Below are 15,787 nucleotides of genomic sequence, written 5' to 3' on the forward strand. Positions count from 1 at the left end.
TGGATCGACTCAGGCCTGCTCGGGCACAAGCCCTCTCGGCAGAGCCGGTCCCCGGCACCCCCTGAGCACCTGGGCCGGGCGGGTGGCAGGCTGGGCGACATGCGCATCCTCATCACCGGCTGTTCCACCGGCTTTGGCCGAGCCACCTCCATCGAGGCCACCCGCCGGGGTCACGAGGTGGTGGCCACCGCCCGGGACATCACAACGCTGACAGACCTCGACGTTGCGCAACGGCTGGTCTTGGACGTCACCGATCAGGCCTCAATCGACAGCGCCATGGCCGAGGCAGGAACCGTGGACGCCTTGGTGAACAACGCCGGGGTGGACCGTCACGGCCCGGTGGAGGCCTACCCTGAGGACGTTGCCCGCTGGATCATGGACACCAACTTTTGGGGCACGTTTCGCATGACCTGCGCCGTCGCCCCGGCCATGCGGGAGCAGGGCTCAGGCGTAATCGTCAACATGTCGTCGGTGCAGGGCCGCGTGGGCACGCCACTGGGTGGCATCTACTCGGCATCCAAGGCGGCCATCGAGAGCTACAGCGAGTCGGCCCACTTCGAGTTGGGACATTTCGGTATCCGTTTGGTGATCATGCAGCCCGGCTACTTCGATACGCCAATGGCCGCCAAAGGCTCGAACGAGCTGGTGGACGGCACGGAGTACGAGGCGCTGGCCGAGCAGTGGTCATCCGGGTCGGATTCGCTGAACCCGGCCGGCCGGCCCGGCCCGGAGCCGGTGGCGACGGCCATCGTCGACGCCATCGAAAACGGCGAGACGCCACTGCGAGTGCCGGTGGGCGACGACGCACATCTGGTGCTTGGTGCACGATCGGCGATGGACGACAGCGAATTCGAAGACGTGATGCGAAGCACGCTCAACCTGTATTGGTAGGACCGTGTCCGCTCGTCCACAACGGGCTGCGCGACCCGTGGCGATCATCGCAGCCCATTCCTAGGTTCGCCCCCGAGACCGAATCGTTCGGTCAACGACGGAGGCAACAACATGGGCTCAACCGCAGGCGAGGGGTTCAACCTGGAGGTGCTGCCCCCTTGGGCGAGGCCCCTCAAGACCGTGGAGCGGGCCGGCGATCTGCTGAAGATCGTGACCGACATCGTGACCCACCGCTACGAGGCACCGATGGTCGATCCGTGGCTCGGGTCGCTGACCGTGCCCCATGGTGGCCCGATGTTTGGCTTGACCACGATGGCCGAGGTCGCCCAACACACGGCCCCAAGCAAGTGGCGACTGCTGGCGTACGACATGATCTCGACCCTGGACCAGATCGGGGGCAAGGCACTGGACGAGATGCTCTCCGACTGGGACCAGGTGAAGGACCGGCTGCGGGTGCGCATCTTCGGCGGGCAAAGCGACGACAAGGGCTGGCAGATGTTGGCCAAGCCGTTGGGCCCCACCTCGTACATCGGGCTCGGGATCGTGTTGGACAAGGCGATGGGTTCGATCAGTGAGGAACACGCCGGCAGGTGGCCGGTTTCGATCGAGGAGGTCTGGGCAACCGCCGAAATCAACCGGGCCGAACAGGTGCCGGTGACCTACGAGATCAGCGCTCGTGAGGGTTGTGCGTTTGCGGTCGTGGAAGGCGACGGCCTGGCGGTGACCGGCCATGCGCTTGACCTTTCGTTGGCCATTCCCGACCTGTTCTGTCCCCCCGACGTGGCGGTGATGGCGCCTACCGCGCACCATCTGCTGGTGATGCCGAGGATGCCGGACCACGAGGAGCTGCGCTTGGCGTTCCACCACGCAGGGTTGAAGTGGGCGGAGGACCACGGCAATCGGGTGTCGACGGACGTGTTCCGCTACCGAGGCCCGGCATCGTTGAGCTACGAGCCCCTGTGGTCGGTTCAGGGGAGCCTTGGTTCGTTCAGCGCCCGGCCCGGCCGCTAGCGCCGCTCGCCACGCGCCGGCAGGGTGGGGGTGCGGCGACGTGTGTTGTGGCGCACGCTGCGCAGGCGTCCCTGAACCTTCACCCGCACGGGTGGCTCCGCCACGTCACCGACCACCTCCTCGATCAGATCCCGCAGCGTGACCAGGCCCAGCGTCAACCCGCCGCGGCTCACCACCAGCGCCAGGTGGACGCGGTCTCGTTGCATGCCCACCAGGACGTCCTCCACCAGGTCGTCGGGCGAGACGGAGGACACGCCCCGCACGAGGTCACCCGCTGTCTTCTCGACCCGGTCCTGGGAGCCCAACAACAGCACGTCGCGAACCAACACCATGCCGGCAACATCGTCCAAGTCGGCGCCCCGGGTCACGACGAGGCGGCTGCGTTCGCTGCGACGGGAGGTCTCCTCAATCGCGTCGGCCGCGTCGTGGTCGCTCACTTCGACGATGTCGTTTCGCTGTGTCATCACCGCCGAAACCGGGGTGGCGTTGAGTTGCAGCCCGCGTGACAACAGTTCCTGATCGGCCGGATGGATACCCACACCGCTTGCGCCTGCGCCCGACTGACGGATGAGCAGACCAAGGTCGGCGGCACTGTAGGCGGCCGCATCGTCACGGGGCTGTGTGCCGGTCAGCCGAATCAACGCGTTGGACAACCAATTGAGCACAACGATCAGCGGTCGAAACAACGACACGAAGAAGACGAACGGACGAGCGAGCAGCAACACCGAGCGCTCGGGTGCTGAAATGGCCACGCTCTTGGGCGCCATCTCACCAAGAACCATGTGGAGGAAGACCACGATCGACAGCCCGACGGTGAAGCCAATGGCGTGCACCACACCCGAAGGCAACGTGACCACCCCCCGAAGCGCCGACTCGATGAGGTGGGACATCGCCGGTTCGGCCAATCCACCAAGGCCCAGCGAGCACATGGTGATACCCAACTGGGCACCTGCCAGCATGAGCGACAGCTCTTTGGACGCCCGAATGGCGGCAGCCGCCCGGCCATCGCCGTCGACGGCCAACTGCTCCAGGCGCGAACGTCGGGCGGTGAGCACGGCGAACTCGGCGGCGACGAAGCCGCCGTTGGCCACCAGCAGAAGCAACGACAGGCCAAGTGCCAGTGGCGCGCTCACGAGCCGCCCTCCGGCACGCCCGTCGAAGTTGACCCCGCACCACTCCACCAGGCCGACACCCACTCGACCGCGCGGTGATCCATCGCCTCCACCTCGATCGCAACGGATCCATCATCGACCTCAAGGTCGACCACGTCCCCGACGGCGGGCACCGTGCCCAACTCGGTCATCACCAACCCACTGACGGTGTCATACGGGCCCTCGGGCAGCGGCAGATCGAAGTCCCGGATCACGTCGGCCACCAGCGCCGAGCCACGTATCCGCCATCCGTCCGCGGTGGCCACGCCCAACTCGGGACCATCGTCGGGCGCGTCGTACTCATCCTCGATCGGCCCCAGGAGCCGCTCCACCAGGTCTTCCAGCGTGACGATGCCCGCCAGGTCGCCGTACTCGTCGATCACCACCGCCAACTCCTGGCCCCGCCGACGGAACTGCTCCAGCACATCCTTGGCCGAGGTCGACTCCACCGCCTCCACCGGATGCACGGTCATCAGGTCGACGACACGGGCACTTCGACGCTTCTCGGGGCGCACCTCGATCAACTGCTTCAAGCTGACCAACCCGCGCACCTCGTCGATGCCGTCGGCGCTGCGGTGCACCACCGGAAACCGCGTGTGGGCCATGGCGGCAGCGGCCATGAGATCGGCGCCGGTGGCCGTGTCCGGCAGGGTATCGACCTTGCGACGGGGCACCATCACCTGGTCGGCGGTGAGGTTGCGAAACTCCAGCACCCGCCCAAGCAACCTCGCCTGGCCCGCCGAGAGACTGCCCTGCTCCGCCGCCGCCTCGACGATGTAGTCGAGATCCTCGATGGTGACGGTGGCATCGATCTCATCGACAGCATGCAGGCCGAAGCGCGCCAGGAGCGCATTTGCGGAACCGTCGAACAGGCGAACGACCGGCCCAAAAAGCCGCATGTAGATGGCGAGGCCGCGAGCCTGGCGCCGGGCCACCTGTTCGGGTTTCGCAATGGCGTAGTTCTTGGGGGCGAGCTCGCCCAGGACCATCTGGGCCACCACCGCCACCAGGAAGGCCAACGCGGTGGAACTGGCTGTGCGGATCGCCCCGGTGACACCGATGGCTTCGAACAGCGGGCGGAACAAAGCCTCGAAAACCGGCTCGGTGATGAACCCCAACACCAGGGATGTCACCGTGATGCCGAACTGCGCACCAGACAACATGAACCCCAACCGACTCAACACCGATATTGCCCGGCCCGAAGCCTGGTCACCGTCGGCGGCGGCCTCCTCCAGCCGGTGGCGACGTACCGCCACGTAGCCGAACTCGGCTGCGACAAACCATGCGTTGGCCGCGATGAGAGCGAAGATGGCGAGCAGGCCGAGGAAGGTCGTCATGGGGTGCGCGAACGCCTGCGGAAGCCTAGTTGCCGCGGGGCACGGTCTCGGCGGCAACTAGGTTGGGCGACCGATGGCTGCGGTGTGGGACGTCGAGCGCTACGTACAGGGCACCAGGTCTGGCGACCGGGCGGTACTCGGCCGCACGATCACCCTGATCGAAAGCAGCCGTCCCGAACACCGCACGGTGGCACGCGAGGTACTGGCCCGGTTGATGCCCTACACCGGCGGGGCGCATCGAATCGGCATCACCGGCGTGCCGGGCGTGGGTAAGAGCACGTTTATCGACAAGCTGGGAGTCAACCTGACCGCCGCCGGCAACCGGGTCGCCGTGTTGGCGGTCGATCCCTCCAGTTCGCGCACCGGCGGATCGATCCTGGGTGACAAGACACGCATGGCACGCCTGGCGGTCGACCCGCAGGCGTTCGTGCGACCATCGCCCACCGGCTCCACGCTGGGCGGGGTCACCAGCATGACCCGGGAAACGATGCTGGTCTGCGAAGCCGCCGGGTACGACGTGGTGCTGGTGGAAACCGTGGGCGTCGGCCAGTCCGAGACCATGGTGGCCGACATGGTGGACATGTTCTGCGTCCTCATGCTGCCCGGCGCCGGCGATGAGCTGCAGGGCATCAAGAAGGGCATTCTGGAGCTTGCCGACCTGGTGGCGGTCAACAAAGCCGACGGCGACAATGTTCAGCGGGCCAACCTGGCGGTCGCCGACCTCAAACGAGCGCTTCACTTGTTGGTGCCTGCCAGCCCCAACTGGTCGCCTCCGGTGCTGAGCACATCGGCCCTCACCAACGCCGGCCTGGACGACCTCTGGGCACAGATGGCCGAGCATCGCCAACGGATGACGGCGTCCGGCGAGTGGGATGAGCGCCGACGCAACCAGCAGGTCCGGTGGTTGTGGGCCCTGTTGGAGGACCACATGCGCGCCGACCTCCGGGGCAGTCAGGCGGTGGCCGACGCGCTGATCGAGGCAGAGCAGCGGGTGCGCAATGGCACCGAACCGGCGCCGGTGGCCGCCGCCGCGGTCTGGGATCGCTACACCGGCAGAGACGACCGAGCGGGCCACCCCGTCCGATGACGCAGGTGGCCGTCGTCGCTGGGACCTGCTGCCGACTCGATCTGAGTAGTGCGCGAGGAGGGACTTGAACCCTCACGTCCTTTCGGACACTGGAACCTGAATCCAGCGCGTCTGCCAATTCCGCCACTCGCGCGTGGCTTGCGTCGCACAGCGTAGAGGTTTGACGGGCGCTGTGCACACCCGGATCGAAGCGAACACGGCGGAAAGATCGAGCCGGTCGACCTACGAGTGGCGCGAAGGTGGGTATCGTGTGCCCCGTGGGTATCCAAGGATTCGAACGTCGGCTGGAACACCTCATCGAGGGCACCTTCGCCCGGGTGTTCCGCAGTGGTCTCAACCCGGTCGAATTGGGCCGCAAACTCGTCCGGACACTCGACGACAAAAGGTCGGTTGGTGTCAACGGCCGCGTCATCGTTCCAAACGACTTCACCTTCGTCCTCGCTGAGGACGACTACGAGCAACTGGCCGACATGGCCGGGGTGCTCGCCCGGGACCTGGGCGATGCCGCTCGTGAGCACGCCAGGGACATGGGCTACTCCTTTGCCGGTCCCATCCAAACCACCTTCGTGGTCTCACCCGATCTGCGCCCAGGCGTGTTCGAGGTTGAGGCCACCCACAAGGAGGGCGATGGCTCGCCGGTCGGCAGCCTGTTGTTGCCCACGGGCGACAGGGTCCCCCTGGGGCAGTACGTCGTCTCCGTGGGCCGCCAGACCGACTGCACCATCGTGTTGGGTGACCCCAAGGTGTCGCGACGTCATGCCGAGGTTCGCCCGTCAGGCGACGGTTTCGTGCTGGTCGACCTCAACTCCACAAACGGCAGCTACATCAACCGTCAACGCATCAGCCAGCACCAATTGGTCGACGGCGACGAACTGGGCTTCGGTCACACCTACTTCTTCTTCGAGGCCTTCTGAGGTTCGGCGGCACCGGACCGGTGCCGCCGGCCGATAATCTCCCTTCGTGCCCGAGCAACTGCTCAACCTCCTCAAGATCTGTCTGCTGGTCTTGCTGTACCTGTTCTTCCTGCGCGTGCTCCGAGCCGTGTGGGCCGAGGTGAGTGTCACCAACGGGTCCGCAGTGGTCACCGGGGGGGAACCCAAGCGGTTCAGCCGACGGAGATCCACCGGCGGAACCAGGGCGCCCCAGGGTCTTCGAGTGCTGGAACCGGCCGATTGGGCCGGGCGTGCCATGCAGATGGCCCCACACATCACCATCGGTCGAGACCCAGGATCCACTCTGCCGCTCACGGACAACTATCTGTCGCACCAACACGCCCGCATTGTCGAACGTGACGGGGACTACCTGTTGGAGGATCTGGGCTCCACCAACGGCACCTACCTCAACGGGAAACGCATGTCGGCACCGGCGCCGTTGCGCCGGGGCGACCGGGTGCAGGCAGGCAACCTGGTGGTCGAGGTCACATGATCTCCTTCACCTGGGGAGGTGCCACCCACACCGGCCGAGTTCGTTCGATGAACCAGGACAATCTGTTGGCGAACGATGGGCTCTTCGCGGTTGCCGACGGCATGGGTGGGCACCTCGGCGGCGAGGTGGCGTCGGAGCGGTCGCTGGACGTGCTGCGCAACTCCAATCCGTCGGGCCTGGAGGCGCTGGTGGATGCGGTCCACGCCGCCAACCTTGCGGTACACACCGAATCGGCGGCAAACCCCGAGTTGCGCGGTATGGGTACGACCTTGGTGGCCGTCGTGCGTACCGAGGACGACCAGTTGGCCCTCATCAACGTGGGCGACTCACGCATCTATCAGTACCGCTCAGGCACGCTCAAGCAGCTCTCCGAGGACCACTCGTTGGTGGAGTCCATGGTGCGCAGAGGCCAGATCACGGCTGAAGCAGCCCTCACCCACCCGCAACGCAACGTGGTTCTGCGGGCTCTCGGAGTCGACGCAGACGTCGATCTTGATGCCTGGACCCTGCGACCGGTCGACGGCGACCGGCTGGTTTTGTGCAGCGACGGCCTGTTCAACGAGGTTTCAGGCGATCAAATCGCCGGAATTCTGGCAGGTCACCCCGACCCGCAGGCCGCCGCCGAACGGCTGGTGGAGGCCGCAAACGAGGGGGGCGGTCGCGACAACATCACCGTGATCGTGGTGGACGTGCAGGCCACGCCCGACGACACCCCGGTGGAGGAACGACTCACGCAGGTGCTCTTCGCAGATCAGGCGATCGCCACACACGAGGACGACACCACGCGGGAGGTGGCGGTTCCCGTCGGGGCCCGTCCGCCCGAGGAGCCAGACGATCCACTGCCGCCGGCACCGGCGGCAGGCGACGTCGCCCCCACCAACGCACCTGATCAGGGCGACGTCGACCCGGCTCACGCCGGGGAGGTCGACGACCCACCCTCCCGTTCGGTGGTGCGCACCATGGCGTTCCTCACCGCCATCGTCCTGACATTCGGCGTGGCGCTGGCCGGTGTGGGCCTCTGGGGCCGTATGTCATGGTTCGTCGCCATCTCGGACACCGAACAGGTGACCGTGTATCAGGGGCGACCCGGCGGGTTTCTATGGTTTCAGCCGACGGTGATCGACCAGACGGCGCTGCGGACCGACGACCTGGAGCAGGCCGATCTGTTGGAGCTCGACCCCGGAAAGATCTTCAGCGGGCGGGCGGCCGCCGAAACCTACGTGGCGAACCTGAACCAGCGTGCTCGCGACCGGGCCACCACCACCACCCGGGCCACCACCACCACTCAGGTGGCCACCACCACCACCAGGAAGCCGAAGGCCACCACCACTCAGCAACCCAAGGTCGGCGCCACGGCGAAGCCCAAGCCGGTGACCACCAAGTCGCCCGCCACGGCACGGCCCCAAACCGCTCCGCAGGCACCCGCAACCACCGCCAAGAAGGCGAACTCGCTGCGGTCCCCGCCGAACCGACCGGCCCCCGGGGCGCTCCCCTCGGGAGGCCCATGAACGGCAAGGACCGCCGAACGACGGAGCTGGGGTTGATCCTGCTCGGCCTGGTGATCATCGGCGCCGCCTACACGCTCGCCAGCCTTGGCAGCCGTGCGTCGCTCCCCGCCGACGTGGTGCCGTTCCTGGCCATGGTGGTGGCCCTGGTCATCGTCGCCCACATCGCAGTGCGTCGGTTGGCCCCGAACGCCGACGGCATCATTCTGCCGGTGGTGGCGCTCCTCAACGGGTTGGGCTACGTCTTCATCGCCCGCATCGACCAGGACCTGGCGATCAAGCAGGCCGGCTGGACCGCAGTGGGCGTGGTGGCATTCGTTGCGACCCTGGCGTTGGTCCGAAAAGTGAAGACACTCGCCAACTACGGGTACACGCTGTTGTTCATCGGTCTCGGCCTCCTGTTGTTACCGCTGCTCCCCGTGGTCGGGAAAGAGATCAACGGTGCCAGAATCTGGATCAACCTCGGCGGTTTCTCGGTGCAGCCCGCCGAGTTCGCCAAGATCGCACTGATCTTGTTCTTTGCCACCTATTTGGTGAAGAACCGTGAACTGCTCGGGCTGACCAACTGGCGGCTCGGGCCGCTGCACCTGCCCGCACCCAAGTTTCTCGCCCCGGTCATCCTGGCCTGGGGCGTCGCCCTGCTGGTCATGATCGCCCAGAAGGACCTCGGCTCGGCGTTGTTGTTCTTCGTGCTGTTCCTGTCAATGATGTGGATCGCAACCGAGCGGCTGATCTACCCGGTGATGGGTGGCCTGTTGTTCGCTGCGGGAGCCACAATTGCGTGGTCGCAGCTGGGCCACGTACAGGATCGGGTGACCGCCTGGCTGAATCCCTGGGATGTTGCCGGTGGGTCCGGCTACCAAATCGTCCAGGGCACCTATGCGCTGGCGTGGGGCGGCATGGGCGGCCAGGGCTTGGGCAGGGGTTACGGCATACCGGGGTTGGGCAAGGCATTCGTGGCCACCGACTCGATCTTCGTGGTGATCGGTGAGGAACTGGGGGTGTTCGGGTCCACCGCGGTGCTGGCGGCGTTCCTCCTCATCGCCGGGGCCGGATTCCGCATCGCCATGCGTGCCGACGACCCCTACCACAAGCTGCTGGCGGCCGGGCTCACCGTGTCGCTGACCTTCCAGGCCTTCGTCATCATGGGAGGCCTGCTTCGGGTACTCCCGCTCACGGGCATCACGCTGCCGTTTCTGTCCTACGGCGGCTCCTCGCTGGTGGCCAACTACGTGCTGGTTGCGCTCCTCATCCGCACCTCCGACGAGGTGTACGACCGGTCCGACGGTGCGGCGCGACGCAGCCGTGTTCGGATCGGGGTCGGCCAGTGAACACACAGATCCGTCGCCTGGCCCTGGGCATGGTGCTGCTCTACTCGGCCCTGTTCGTGCGCCTCAACGTGGTGCAGGTGTTCTCCTCGGGCGATTTGAATGCCAGAGAGGGCAACAACCGCCAGAATCTGCGCGACTTTGATCGTCCTCGGGGCAAGATTCAAACCTCGGACGGCACCGTGGTCGCCTTCACCGAGGAGGTCAAGGGCAAGCGCTTCGAATACCAGCGCAACTACCCAACCGGCGAGTTGTTCGCCCACGTCACCGGCTACTTCACGCTCGAGCTGGGCTCCACGGGGGTTGAGCGGAGCTACGGCGATGACCTCTCGGGGCAATCCAGCAGCCTTGAGCTCCGTGCCCTCACCAATCTGTTCAACGCCGATGCGAACACCGGCGACGTGGTGCTGTCACTTCGCAGCGACGTACAACAGGCCGCACGCGACGGCCTCGGCGACCGTCGCGGCTCGGTGGTGGCCCTCGACCCACGCACCGGAGCAATCTTGGCGCTTTGGTCGTATCCCAGTTACGACCCAAACCTGCTGGTCGACGACAACGGTGCCGACGCCATCGGCGTCAAGACGCTGCTGGACGGCGCGCCCGACAAGCCACTGCTGGCCCGGTCGTACCGCGAACTGTTTGCGCCCGGATCCACCTTCAAGGTGGTGACCGGATCCGCCGGGATTCGTTCCGGCGACGTGAGTTTGATGTCACCGAGCTACCCGGAGCGCACCGAGTGGACGCCGCCGGGGACCACCAGGCCGTTGTCCAACTTCGACGGAGCCCTGTGCGGCGGCCCCCTGATCGAGGTGCTCCGAGTCTCGTGCAACACCGCTTTCGCCGAGATGGGCGCCCGCACCCTCGGGCCCGAGGCGCTGGTTGACACCGCAGTCGACTTCGGCTTTGGCTCCAAACCTCCAATCGACATCCCAGGCGCCGTCGCCTCGGAGATCCCCACCGATTACGGCAAGGCGCTTGGCCCGTTTCCCGATGGGGACGGCGGCACGGTGTACGAGGACACCCCGGCGCTGGCCCAGGTGGCAATCGGCCAGGGCAATGCCCGGGCCACCCCGCTCCAGATGGCGATGACGGCCGGTGCGATCGGCAACGAGGGCATCATCATGGAGCCTCATGTTGCAGCCGAGGTTCGCGACACCGAGGGCAACGTCGTACGCGAGGTGAAGCCCACCGTGTGGAAGCGCCCGCTGAAGAAGGAACAGGCCGCCGCCATGAGAACCGCCATGGACGGCGTGGTGGCGGACGGCACGGCCACGGAACTGGACGTGCCCGGCTTCAAGGTGGGCGGCAAGACCGGCACCGCGCAGACCGTCGCAGGGGAGGACCGCTCGCACGCCTGGATCATCGGCTACGCCGGGCCCGAGGGGGAGCCGGCCGAGGTGGCCGTCGCCGTGATCGTGGAGGCCCAGCCGAAGGTGTCCGAACAAACCGGGGGCCGAGTGGCGGCCCCGATCGCACAGCGGGTCCTTCGTGCCGCGCTGAGCCCCGTCCCTGCGTCCGCAGGGCTGCCGAACGAGCTTGGGGGCAACTGATGAGCACCCTGGCCGATGCGACCAGAGCCGCTCCGGTGAAGCCATCTCACAGAAGATCGCCCGGTGCGCCATTGGACGATGGCGCCACCGGTAGAGTGTGTCCACGATGAGCCAGCCGGTCGAGGTGCTGAGCGATCGCTACGAACTACACCGAAAGCTGGCTCGCGGTGGCATGGCAGACGTGTGGCTCGCTCGCGATCGGGTGCTTGATCGACCCGTCGCGGTCAAGATCATGTTTGCCGAGTTCGCCACCGACCAGCTGTTCGTGGAGCGGTTCCGGCGGGAGGCCAAGTCGGCGGGCAACCTGAACCACCCCAATATCGTGGGCGTCTACGACTGGGGCGAACAGGGTGGCACCTACTACATCGTGATGGAGTACATCAACGGCCAATCGGTGGCCGAGGTGCTGCGCGCTGAGGGCCCTCTGCACCCGAGACGCGCCGCAGAGATTGCGGCCGACGTGGCAGAGGCCTTGGGGTTCGCTCATGCGGAGGGGGTCATTCACCGAGACATCAAGCCGGGCAACATCATGTTGACCAGCACGGGTCGCGCAAAGGTGACCGACTTTGGGATCGCGCGGCTGGCCACCGCACCCAACAACGAACTGACCAAGGCCGGGTCGGTCATGGGAACTGCCACCTACTTCTCGCCCGAACAGGCCCAGGGGCACACGCTCGATGGTCGCAGCGACCTGTATTCGCTCGGGGCGGTGCTCTTCGAGATGCTGACCGGCGAGGCGCCGTTTCAGGCCGAGTCGCCAGTGGCCATCGCCTACAAGCACGTGCAGGAACGACCGCGCCGACCGGCATCGATCATGGCGGGTCTCCCGTTTGCAGCCGAGGCGATCACCCTCCGACTGCTGACAAAGAATCCCGCCAACCGTTATCCGGACGCCACCGAACTACGCGACGACCTGCACCGGTTCCTCGCCGGCCAGACCACACGCGCCGAAATGGCCCTTCAGCGGGCCCAGGCCGCCGCCCCGGCCGGCGGCACCGCCGCCACCCAGGTCGTCACCACCACGCCCGGCGCCGTCGACGCAACCCAGGTGGTCCCAGCGCAGCAGCCCGAGGAGGAGCCCGAACCGGAAGAAGACCGGTCACGTTCCAAGCGGTTCGTCTTCATCCTGATCGCACTGCTCGTGCTGGCGCTGCTGGTGGCGGGAGGCATCGTGGCAGCGCTCAACAGCGGGCCCTCCACCGCAGAGGTGCCCAACGTGTTGGACCGCCCGCTCGATGAGGCGGTCAAAATACTCGAGGACGAAGGATTCAAGGCGGAGCCCGTTGCTCTTGAAAACAACAAGGCAAAGGCCAATGCCGTCTACGCCACGGATCCCAAGGCCGGCGTCGAGGCGGAGGAGGGCTCAACGGTCAAGGTCGTCTACAACCCGTCCGACGCCCAGGAGGTGGTTCCCGACGTTCGCGGCATGCTCTACGACGATGCCAAGGCGGTGCTGGCCGCCAAGGGGTTCACCAGGGTCAAGCCCGCCGATGTCGAGGGGGCCCAGGGGGAACCCGGCACGGTCAAGGAACAACTGCCGGTGGCGCTCAGCCTGGCTCGACCCTCCGATGAGATCACCTTGCGCATCGTGCCGATCCCAACGGTCACCGATGTGCCCAGCGTTGCCGGCCTGACTCAAGAACAGGCCCGAGCGACGCTGGAGGCCGCCGGTTTCGTCGTGGCCAGCACCAGCACTGAGGCCTCCGACCGCATCGCCGCCGGCAAGGCAACGCGCACCGACCCGTCCGGCAGCGCTGATCTTGGCAGCGAACTTGTCCTGTTCGTCTCAAGCGGACCCGCCAACGTGGAGGTGCCGTCGGTTGTCAACCTGACCGAGCAGGCCGCTCAGCAGAAGCTCCGGGCGAAGGGCTTCAAACCTGAGACCGAGACCAAGGCCACGGAGAACCGCTCTGCAGACAACATCGTGTTGTCGTCCAACCCTGCCGGGGGCGAGTCGGTGCAGGCGGGCTCGACCGTGACGCTTCAGGTGGGCAGCTTCCGTGAGCCCACCACCCAGGCACCCACACCCACCCAGCCACCTCCCACCCAGCCACCTCCCACCCAGCCACCGGCGACGAAACCGCCCCCGACCGAAGCGCCAACGACCGTGGCCCCGACGACCACTTCTTCGCCCCCCCCGACCACGACGGCCCCCACCACTACCAACCAACCCTGATGTCCACGCCCGATCCGGTTTCGCCGACGGACCAAACCGATGGTTCCGTCATCGGGCAACCCGAGCATCCGCAGGGGGAAACGGCTGACGAGTTGCGCAGGCGTGGCCTACGGTCCGGGCGACTCGTGGTGTTGATCTTCCTGGCGCTGCTTGGCGCCGGAGTGCCGCTGTTGGCCTTGTCGCCCACCCTCAATCCAGCCGACCTGCTGCTGGGTCGCTACCGCTATCAAGATGCCCCTGAGCTGTTGGGAATGACTCAGCCAAAGGCCATCCAGGCGCTCGTCCGAGAGGGCCTCAGCTCATCGTCTGCCTTCGCGTTCTCCGCCAACACGCCACGCGGTGAGATCACCGCCCAGGATCCGCCCCCCGGAGAGCCGGTGCGGCGTGGTGGCAAGGTCAAACTCACGGTGTCCCGGGGTCAGGAGGACTTCGTGGTTCCCGAGTTGGTGGGAAGCACCCGAGCTTCGGTGGAGAAGCTCTTCGACAATACCGGGGTCAAGGTCGAAGTCGTCGAGTTTCCCAGCGAGAACGACGTTGCCGGCGAGGTGATCCGCCAGGACCCGCTGCCTGGCAATGTGCTCCGAACCGGTAACACGCTCTCGCTGGTGGTCTCCATGGGCGCCGAGCGACGCGACGTGCCCGAGGTCCGTCGGCTGCCCTCCGACGGTGCTGCATTCATTCTCGGAAATGCCGGGTTCATTGTGGAGAAGGTGACCAAGGAGCGAGACCCGTTCCTCCCCAAAGGTGCCGTGCTCCGAACCAAGCCGGCCGCCGGCCAGAACCTGAACAAGGGGACCAAGGTGGAGCTGGTCGTGAGCGACGGCCCTCCCCAGGCGAAGGTGCCCGGCCTGGTGGGAACCCAGGAGACCCAGGCCATCGAGTCGTTGGAGTCTGTGGGGATCATCGCCGCCACCACCACCGAGTTGGTGAATCCCAGGGATCCCAACAACGGCAAGGTGCTCAGCCAGGTGCCCGACGCAGGCACCATGTTGGACCCGGGCGATGTGGTCGAGTTGACCGTTGCCCGCGGGGGTGCTCCCGGATGAGCCCTCCCACGACCTCAACCGACGCTGCGAGACACGACCGGGTCACCGAGTTGGGTGGCTTCGAGGTGGTTGACGGTGGCGGACGGTGGGTGTCACTGACCTTTGCGCTGATCGCGCTCGTGGCGTTGATGTGGCTCTCGGTGGACGCCTTCAGCCAGCGATTGGGCGTCGACCGTGACCTGGCTGTACCCGACATCCAGGTTCAGGACTTCACCGGCCAAGGCCTCGCCGATGCCCAGCGGGAGGTGGAGGCCAGCGGTCTGGTGGCCACCATCGAGTTCCGGGCCAACGATCTGAGCGACTATCCACCCGGCACCATCTTCACCCAACGGCCCCTGGAGGGCACCAAATTGCCGGCGGGCGCACGAGTAACCCTCATCGGTAGTTCCGGGCCGTCCCAGTTCGTCGTGCCCGACGTAACCGGCCAGGAACTTGAGGAAGCCGAGCAATTGCTGAACGCCACCGGCCTCCTCCCAAAGGCGGTGCCGGAGTATTCCGACAGCGTCAGGGTGAACGAGGTCATCGAGAGCAGGCCCCGCTCGGGCACCGAGGCCGCCCAGGGCAGCACCGTCAGCATCGTGGTATCGGCGGGCTACGCACCCCGCAGAGTCCCAAAGATGGTGGATGTGCAGGCCCAAAAAGCCCTCAACCTGCTCGGTCGAAGCGGGCTCGGCGTCGGCAGCATCGACACGGTGTACCGCCAGGGCGCCAAGGCGGGCAACGTGCTGGAGACGTCACCGCCTGCGGGCACGGTGCTCACTCGGAACTCCGCCGTCGACGTGGTGATCGCAGGGCCGCCGCCCACAGTGAGCGTTCCCTCGGTGGAGGGTTTGTCCCAGAGTCGAGCCGAGGGCGAGGTGGTCGACGCCGGGCTGACCGTCAAGTTGCTGTTGCTGCAGGTACCGCGCGGGAGTCCCGACGATGGCCGGGTCATCAGCCAGGGTGTTCCGCCACAGACCTCCGTCGACCCCGGGTTCGAGGTGGAACTGATCGTCGGTCGAGCGCCGCCGCCCCCACCAACGCTGCCCCCGGCCACCACCTCGGCCCCGGTGACCATCGAGCCCCCGGTCGAGCAACCGGAGGCCACGGACGTCGGGCCCCAAACGCCTGAGCCGACCGCGCCGCCGCCCGTCACCGCACCACCCGAGACCACGCCTCCGGTCACCGCACCACCCGAGACCACGCCTCCGGTCCCTCCGGTCACCGCACCACCCGAGACGACCGAACCGCCGCCGACGGTCGAGGTACCGGTGGCCGGCGGTTAGACGAAGTCGCCGCGC

Annotated in this window: 13 protein-coding genes and 1 tRNA gene; 11 read left to right on the forward strand and 3 right to left on the reverse strand. The window is 66.7% G+C overall.

Features of this window, described 5'->3' with window-relative positions; genetic code table 11:
• Positions 1-99 precede the first annotated feature (99 nt).
• Positions 100-891: an SDR family oxidoreductase gene (locus MPARV_RS0107370; RefSeq protein ID WP_020377784.1), complete on the forward strand. Its 792-nt coding sequence runs from the start codon at positions 100-102 to the stop codon at positions 889-891.
• A 111-nt stretch (positions 892-1,002) separates the two neighbouring features.
• A complete protein-coding gene (locus tag MPARV_RS0107375; protein WP_020377785.1) occupies positions 1,003-1,902 on the forward strand; it encodes a hypothetical protein in 900 nt (299 codons plus the stop codon).
• Here MPARV_RS0107375 and MPARV_RS0107380 read toward each other — a convergent pair.
• Positions 1,899-3,035 carry a hemolysin family protein gene (locus tag MPARV_RS0107380; RefSeq protein ID WP_157789504.1) on the reverse strand — a complete coding sequence of 379 codons (1,137 nt, stop codon included), beginning with the start codon at positions 3,033-3,035 and terminating at the stop codon, positions 1,899-1,901. The two genes, MPARV_RS0107375 and MPARV_RS0107380, sit on opposite strands and share 4 nt — an antisense overlap.
• Positions 3,032-4,390: a hemolysin family protein gene (locus MPARV_RS0107385; RefSeq protein ID WP_020377787.1), complete on the reverse strand. Its 1,359-nt coding sequence runs from the start codon at positions 4,388-4,390 to the stop codon at positions 3,032-3,034. Before MPARV_RS0107385 ends, MPARV_RS0107380 begins: the two co-directional genes overlap by 4 nt.
• Positions 4,391-4,463: 73 nt before the next feature.
• On the opposite strand from MPARV_RS0107385, the gene meaB reads away from it, so the two are divergent.
• Complete coding sequence (meaB, locus tag MPARV_RS0107390) at positions 4,464-5,477, forward strand: methylmalonyl Co-A mutase-associated GTPase MeaB (RefSeq protein ID WP_020377788.1); 1,014 nt, start codon at positions 4,464-4,466, stop codon at positions 5,475-5,477.
• Positions 5,478-5,526: 49 nt separating this feature from the next.
• On the opposite strand, the gene MPARV_RS0107395 is transcribed toward meaB, so the two are convergent.
• Positions 5,527-5,610 (reverse strand) — tRNA-Leu (locus tag MPARV_RS0107395).
• Positions 5,611-5,734: 124 nt separating this feature from the next.
• Between MPARV_RS0107395 and MPARV_RS0107400 the strand changes: the two genes are divergently transcribed.
• The 8 genes from MPARV_RS0107400 to MPARV_RS0107440 all read left to right on the forward strand — a co-directional run bounded on the left by MPARV_RS0107400 (position 5,735) and on the right by MPARV_RS0107440 (position 15,772).
• The gene (locus MPARV_RS0107400; RefSeq protein WP_155852259.1) at positions 5,735-6,391 is read left to right on the forward strand and encodes an FhaA domain-containing protein; all 657 of its coding nucleotides are present in this window, start codon (positions 5,735-5,737) and stop codon (positions 6,389-6,391) included.
• Between the two features lie 46 nt (positions 6,392-6,437).
• Complete coding sequence (locus MPARV_RS22425; RefSeq protein WP_012229986.1) at positions 6,438-6,902, forward strand: FHA domain-containing protein; 465 nt, start codon at positions 6,438-6,440, stop codon at positions 6,900-6,902.
• Positions 6,899-8,410, forward strand: coding sequence for a Stp1/IreP family PP2C-type Ser/Thr phosphatase (locus tag MPARV_RS22430; RefSeq protein WP_012229987.1), 1,512 nt, complete (start codon positions 6,899-6,901; stop codon positions 8,408-8,410). The genes MPARV_RS22425 and MPARV_RS22430 overlap by 4 nt, the downstream gene beginning before the upstream one ends.
• Positions 8,407-9,738, forward strand: coding sequence for an FtsW/RodA/SpoVE family cell cycle protein (locus tag MPARV_RS0107420; protein WP_012229988.1), 1,332 nt, complete (start codon positions 8,407-8,409; stop codon positions 9,736-9,738). The genes MPARV_RS22430 and MPARV_RS0107420 overlap by 4 nt, the downstream gene beginning before the upstream one ends.
• A complete protein-coding gene (locus tag MPARV_RS0107425) occupies positions 9,735-11,285 on the forward strand; it encodes a peptidoglycan D,D-transpeptidase FtsI family protein (protein WP_020377790.1) in 1,551 nt (516 codons plus the stop codon). The genes MPARV_RS0107420 and MPARV_RS0107425 overlap by 4 nt, the downstream gene beginning before the upstream one ends.
• A gap of 106 nt (positions 11,286-11,391) precedes the next feature.
• On the forward strand, positions 11,392-13,461 hold the full coding sequence (gene pknB / locus MPARV_RS0107430) for a Stk1 family PASTA domain-containing Ser/Thr kinase (protein WP_012229990.1): 2,070 nt from the start codon (positions 11,392-11,394) through the stop codon (positions 13,459-13,461).
• The gene (locus MPARV_RS0107435) at positions 13,461-14,507 is read left to right on the forward strand and encodes a PASTA domain-containing protein (RefSeq protein ID WP_020377791.1); all 1,047 of its coding nucleotides are present in this window, start codon (positions 13,461-13,463) and stop codon (positions 14,505-14,507) included. Before pknB ends, MPARV_RS0107435 begins: the two co-directional genes overlap by 1 nt.
• The gene (locus MPARV_RS0107440) at positions 14,504-15,772 is read left to right on the forward strand and encodes a PASTA domain-containing protein (RefSeq protein WP_020377792.1); all 1,269 of its coding nucleotides are present in this window, start codon (positions 14,504-14,506) and stop codon (positions 15,770-15,772) included. Before MPARV_RS0107435 ends, MPARV_RS0107440 begins: the two co-directional genes overlap by 4 nt.
• The last annotated feature ends 15 nt before the right edge of the window (positions 15,773-15,787 follow it).

The sequence above is a fragment of the Candidatus Microthrix parvicella Bio17-1 genome (assembly GCF_000299415.1).
Classification (GTDB): Bacteria; Actinomycetota; Acidimicrobiia; order Acidimicrobiales; family Microtrichaceae; genus Microthrix; species Microthrix parvicella.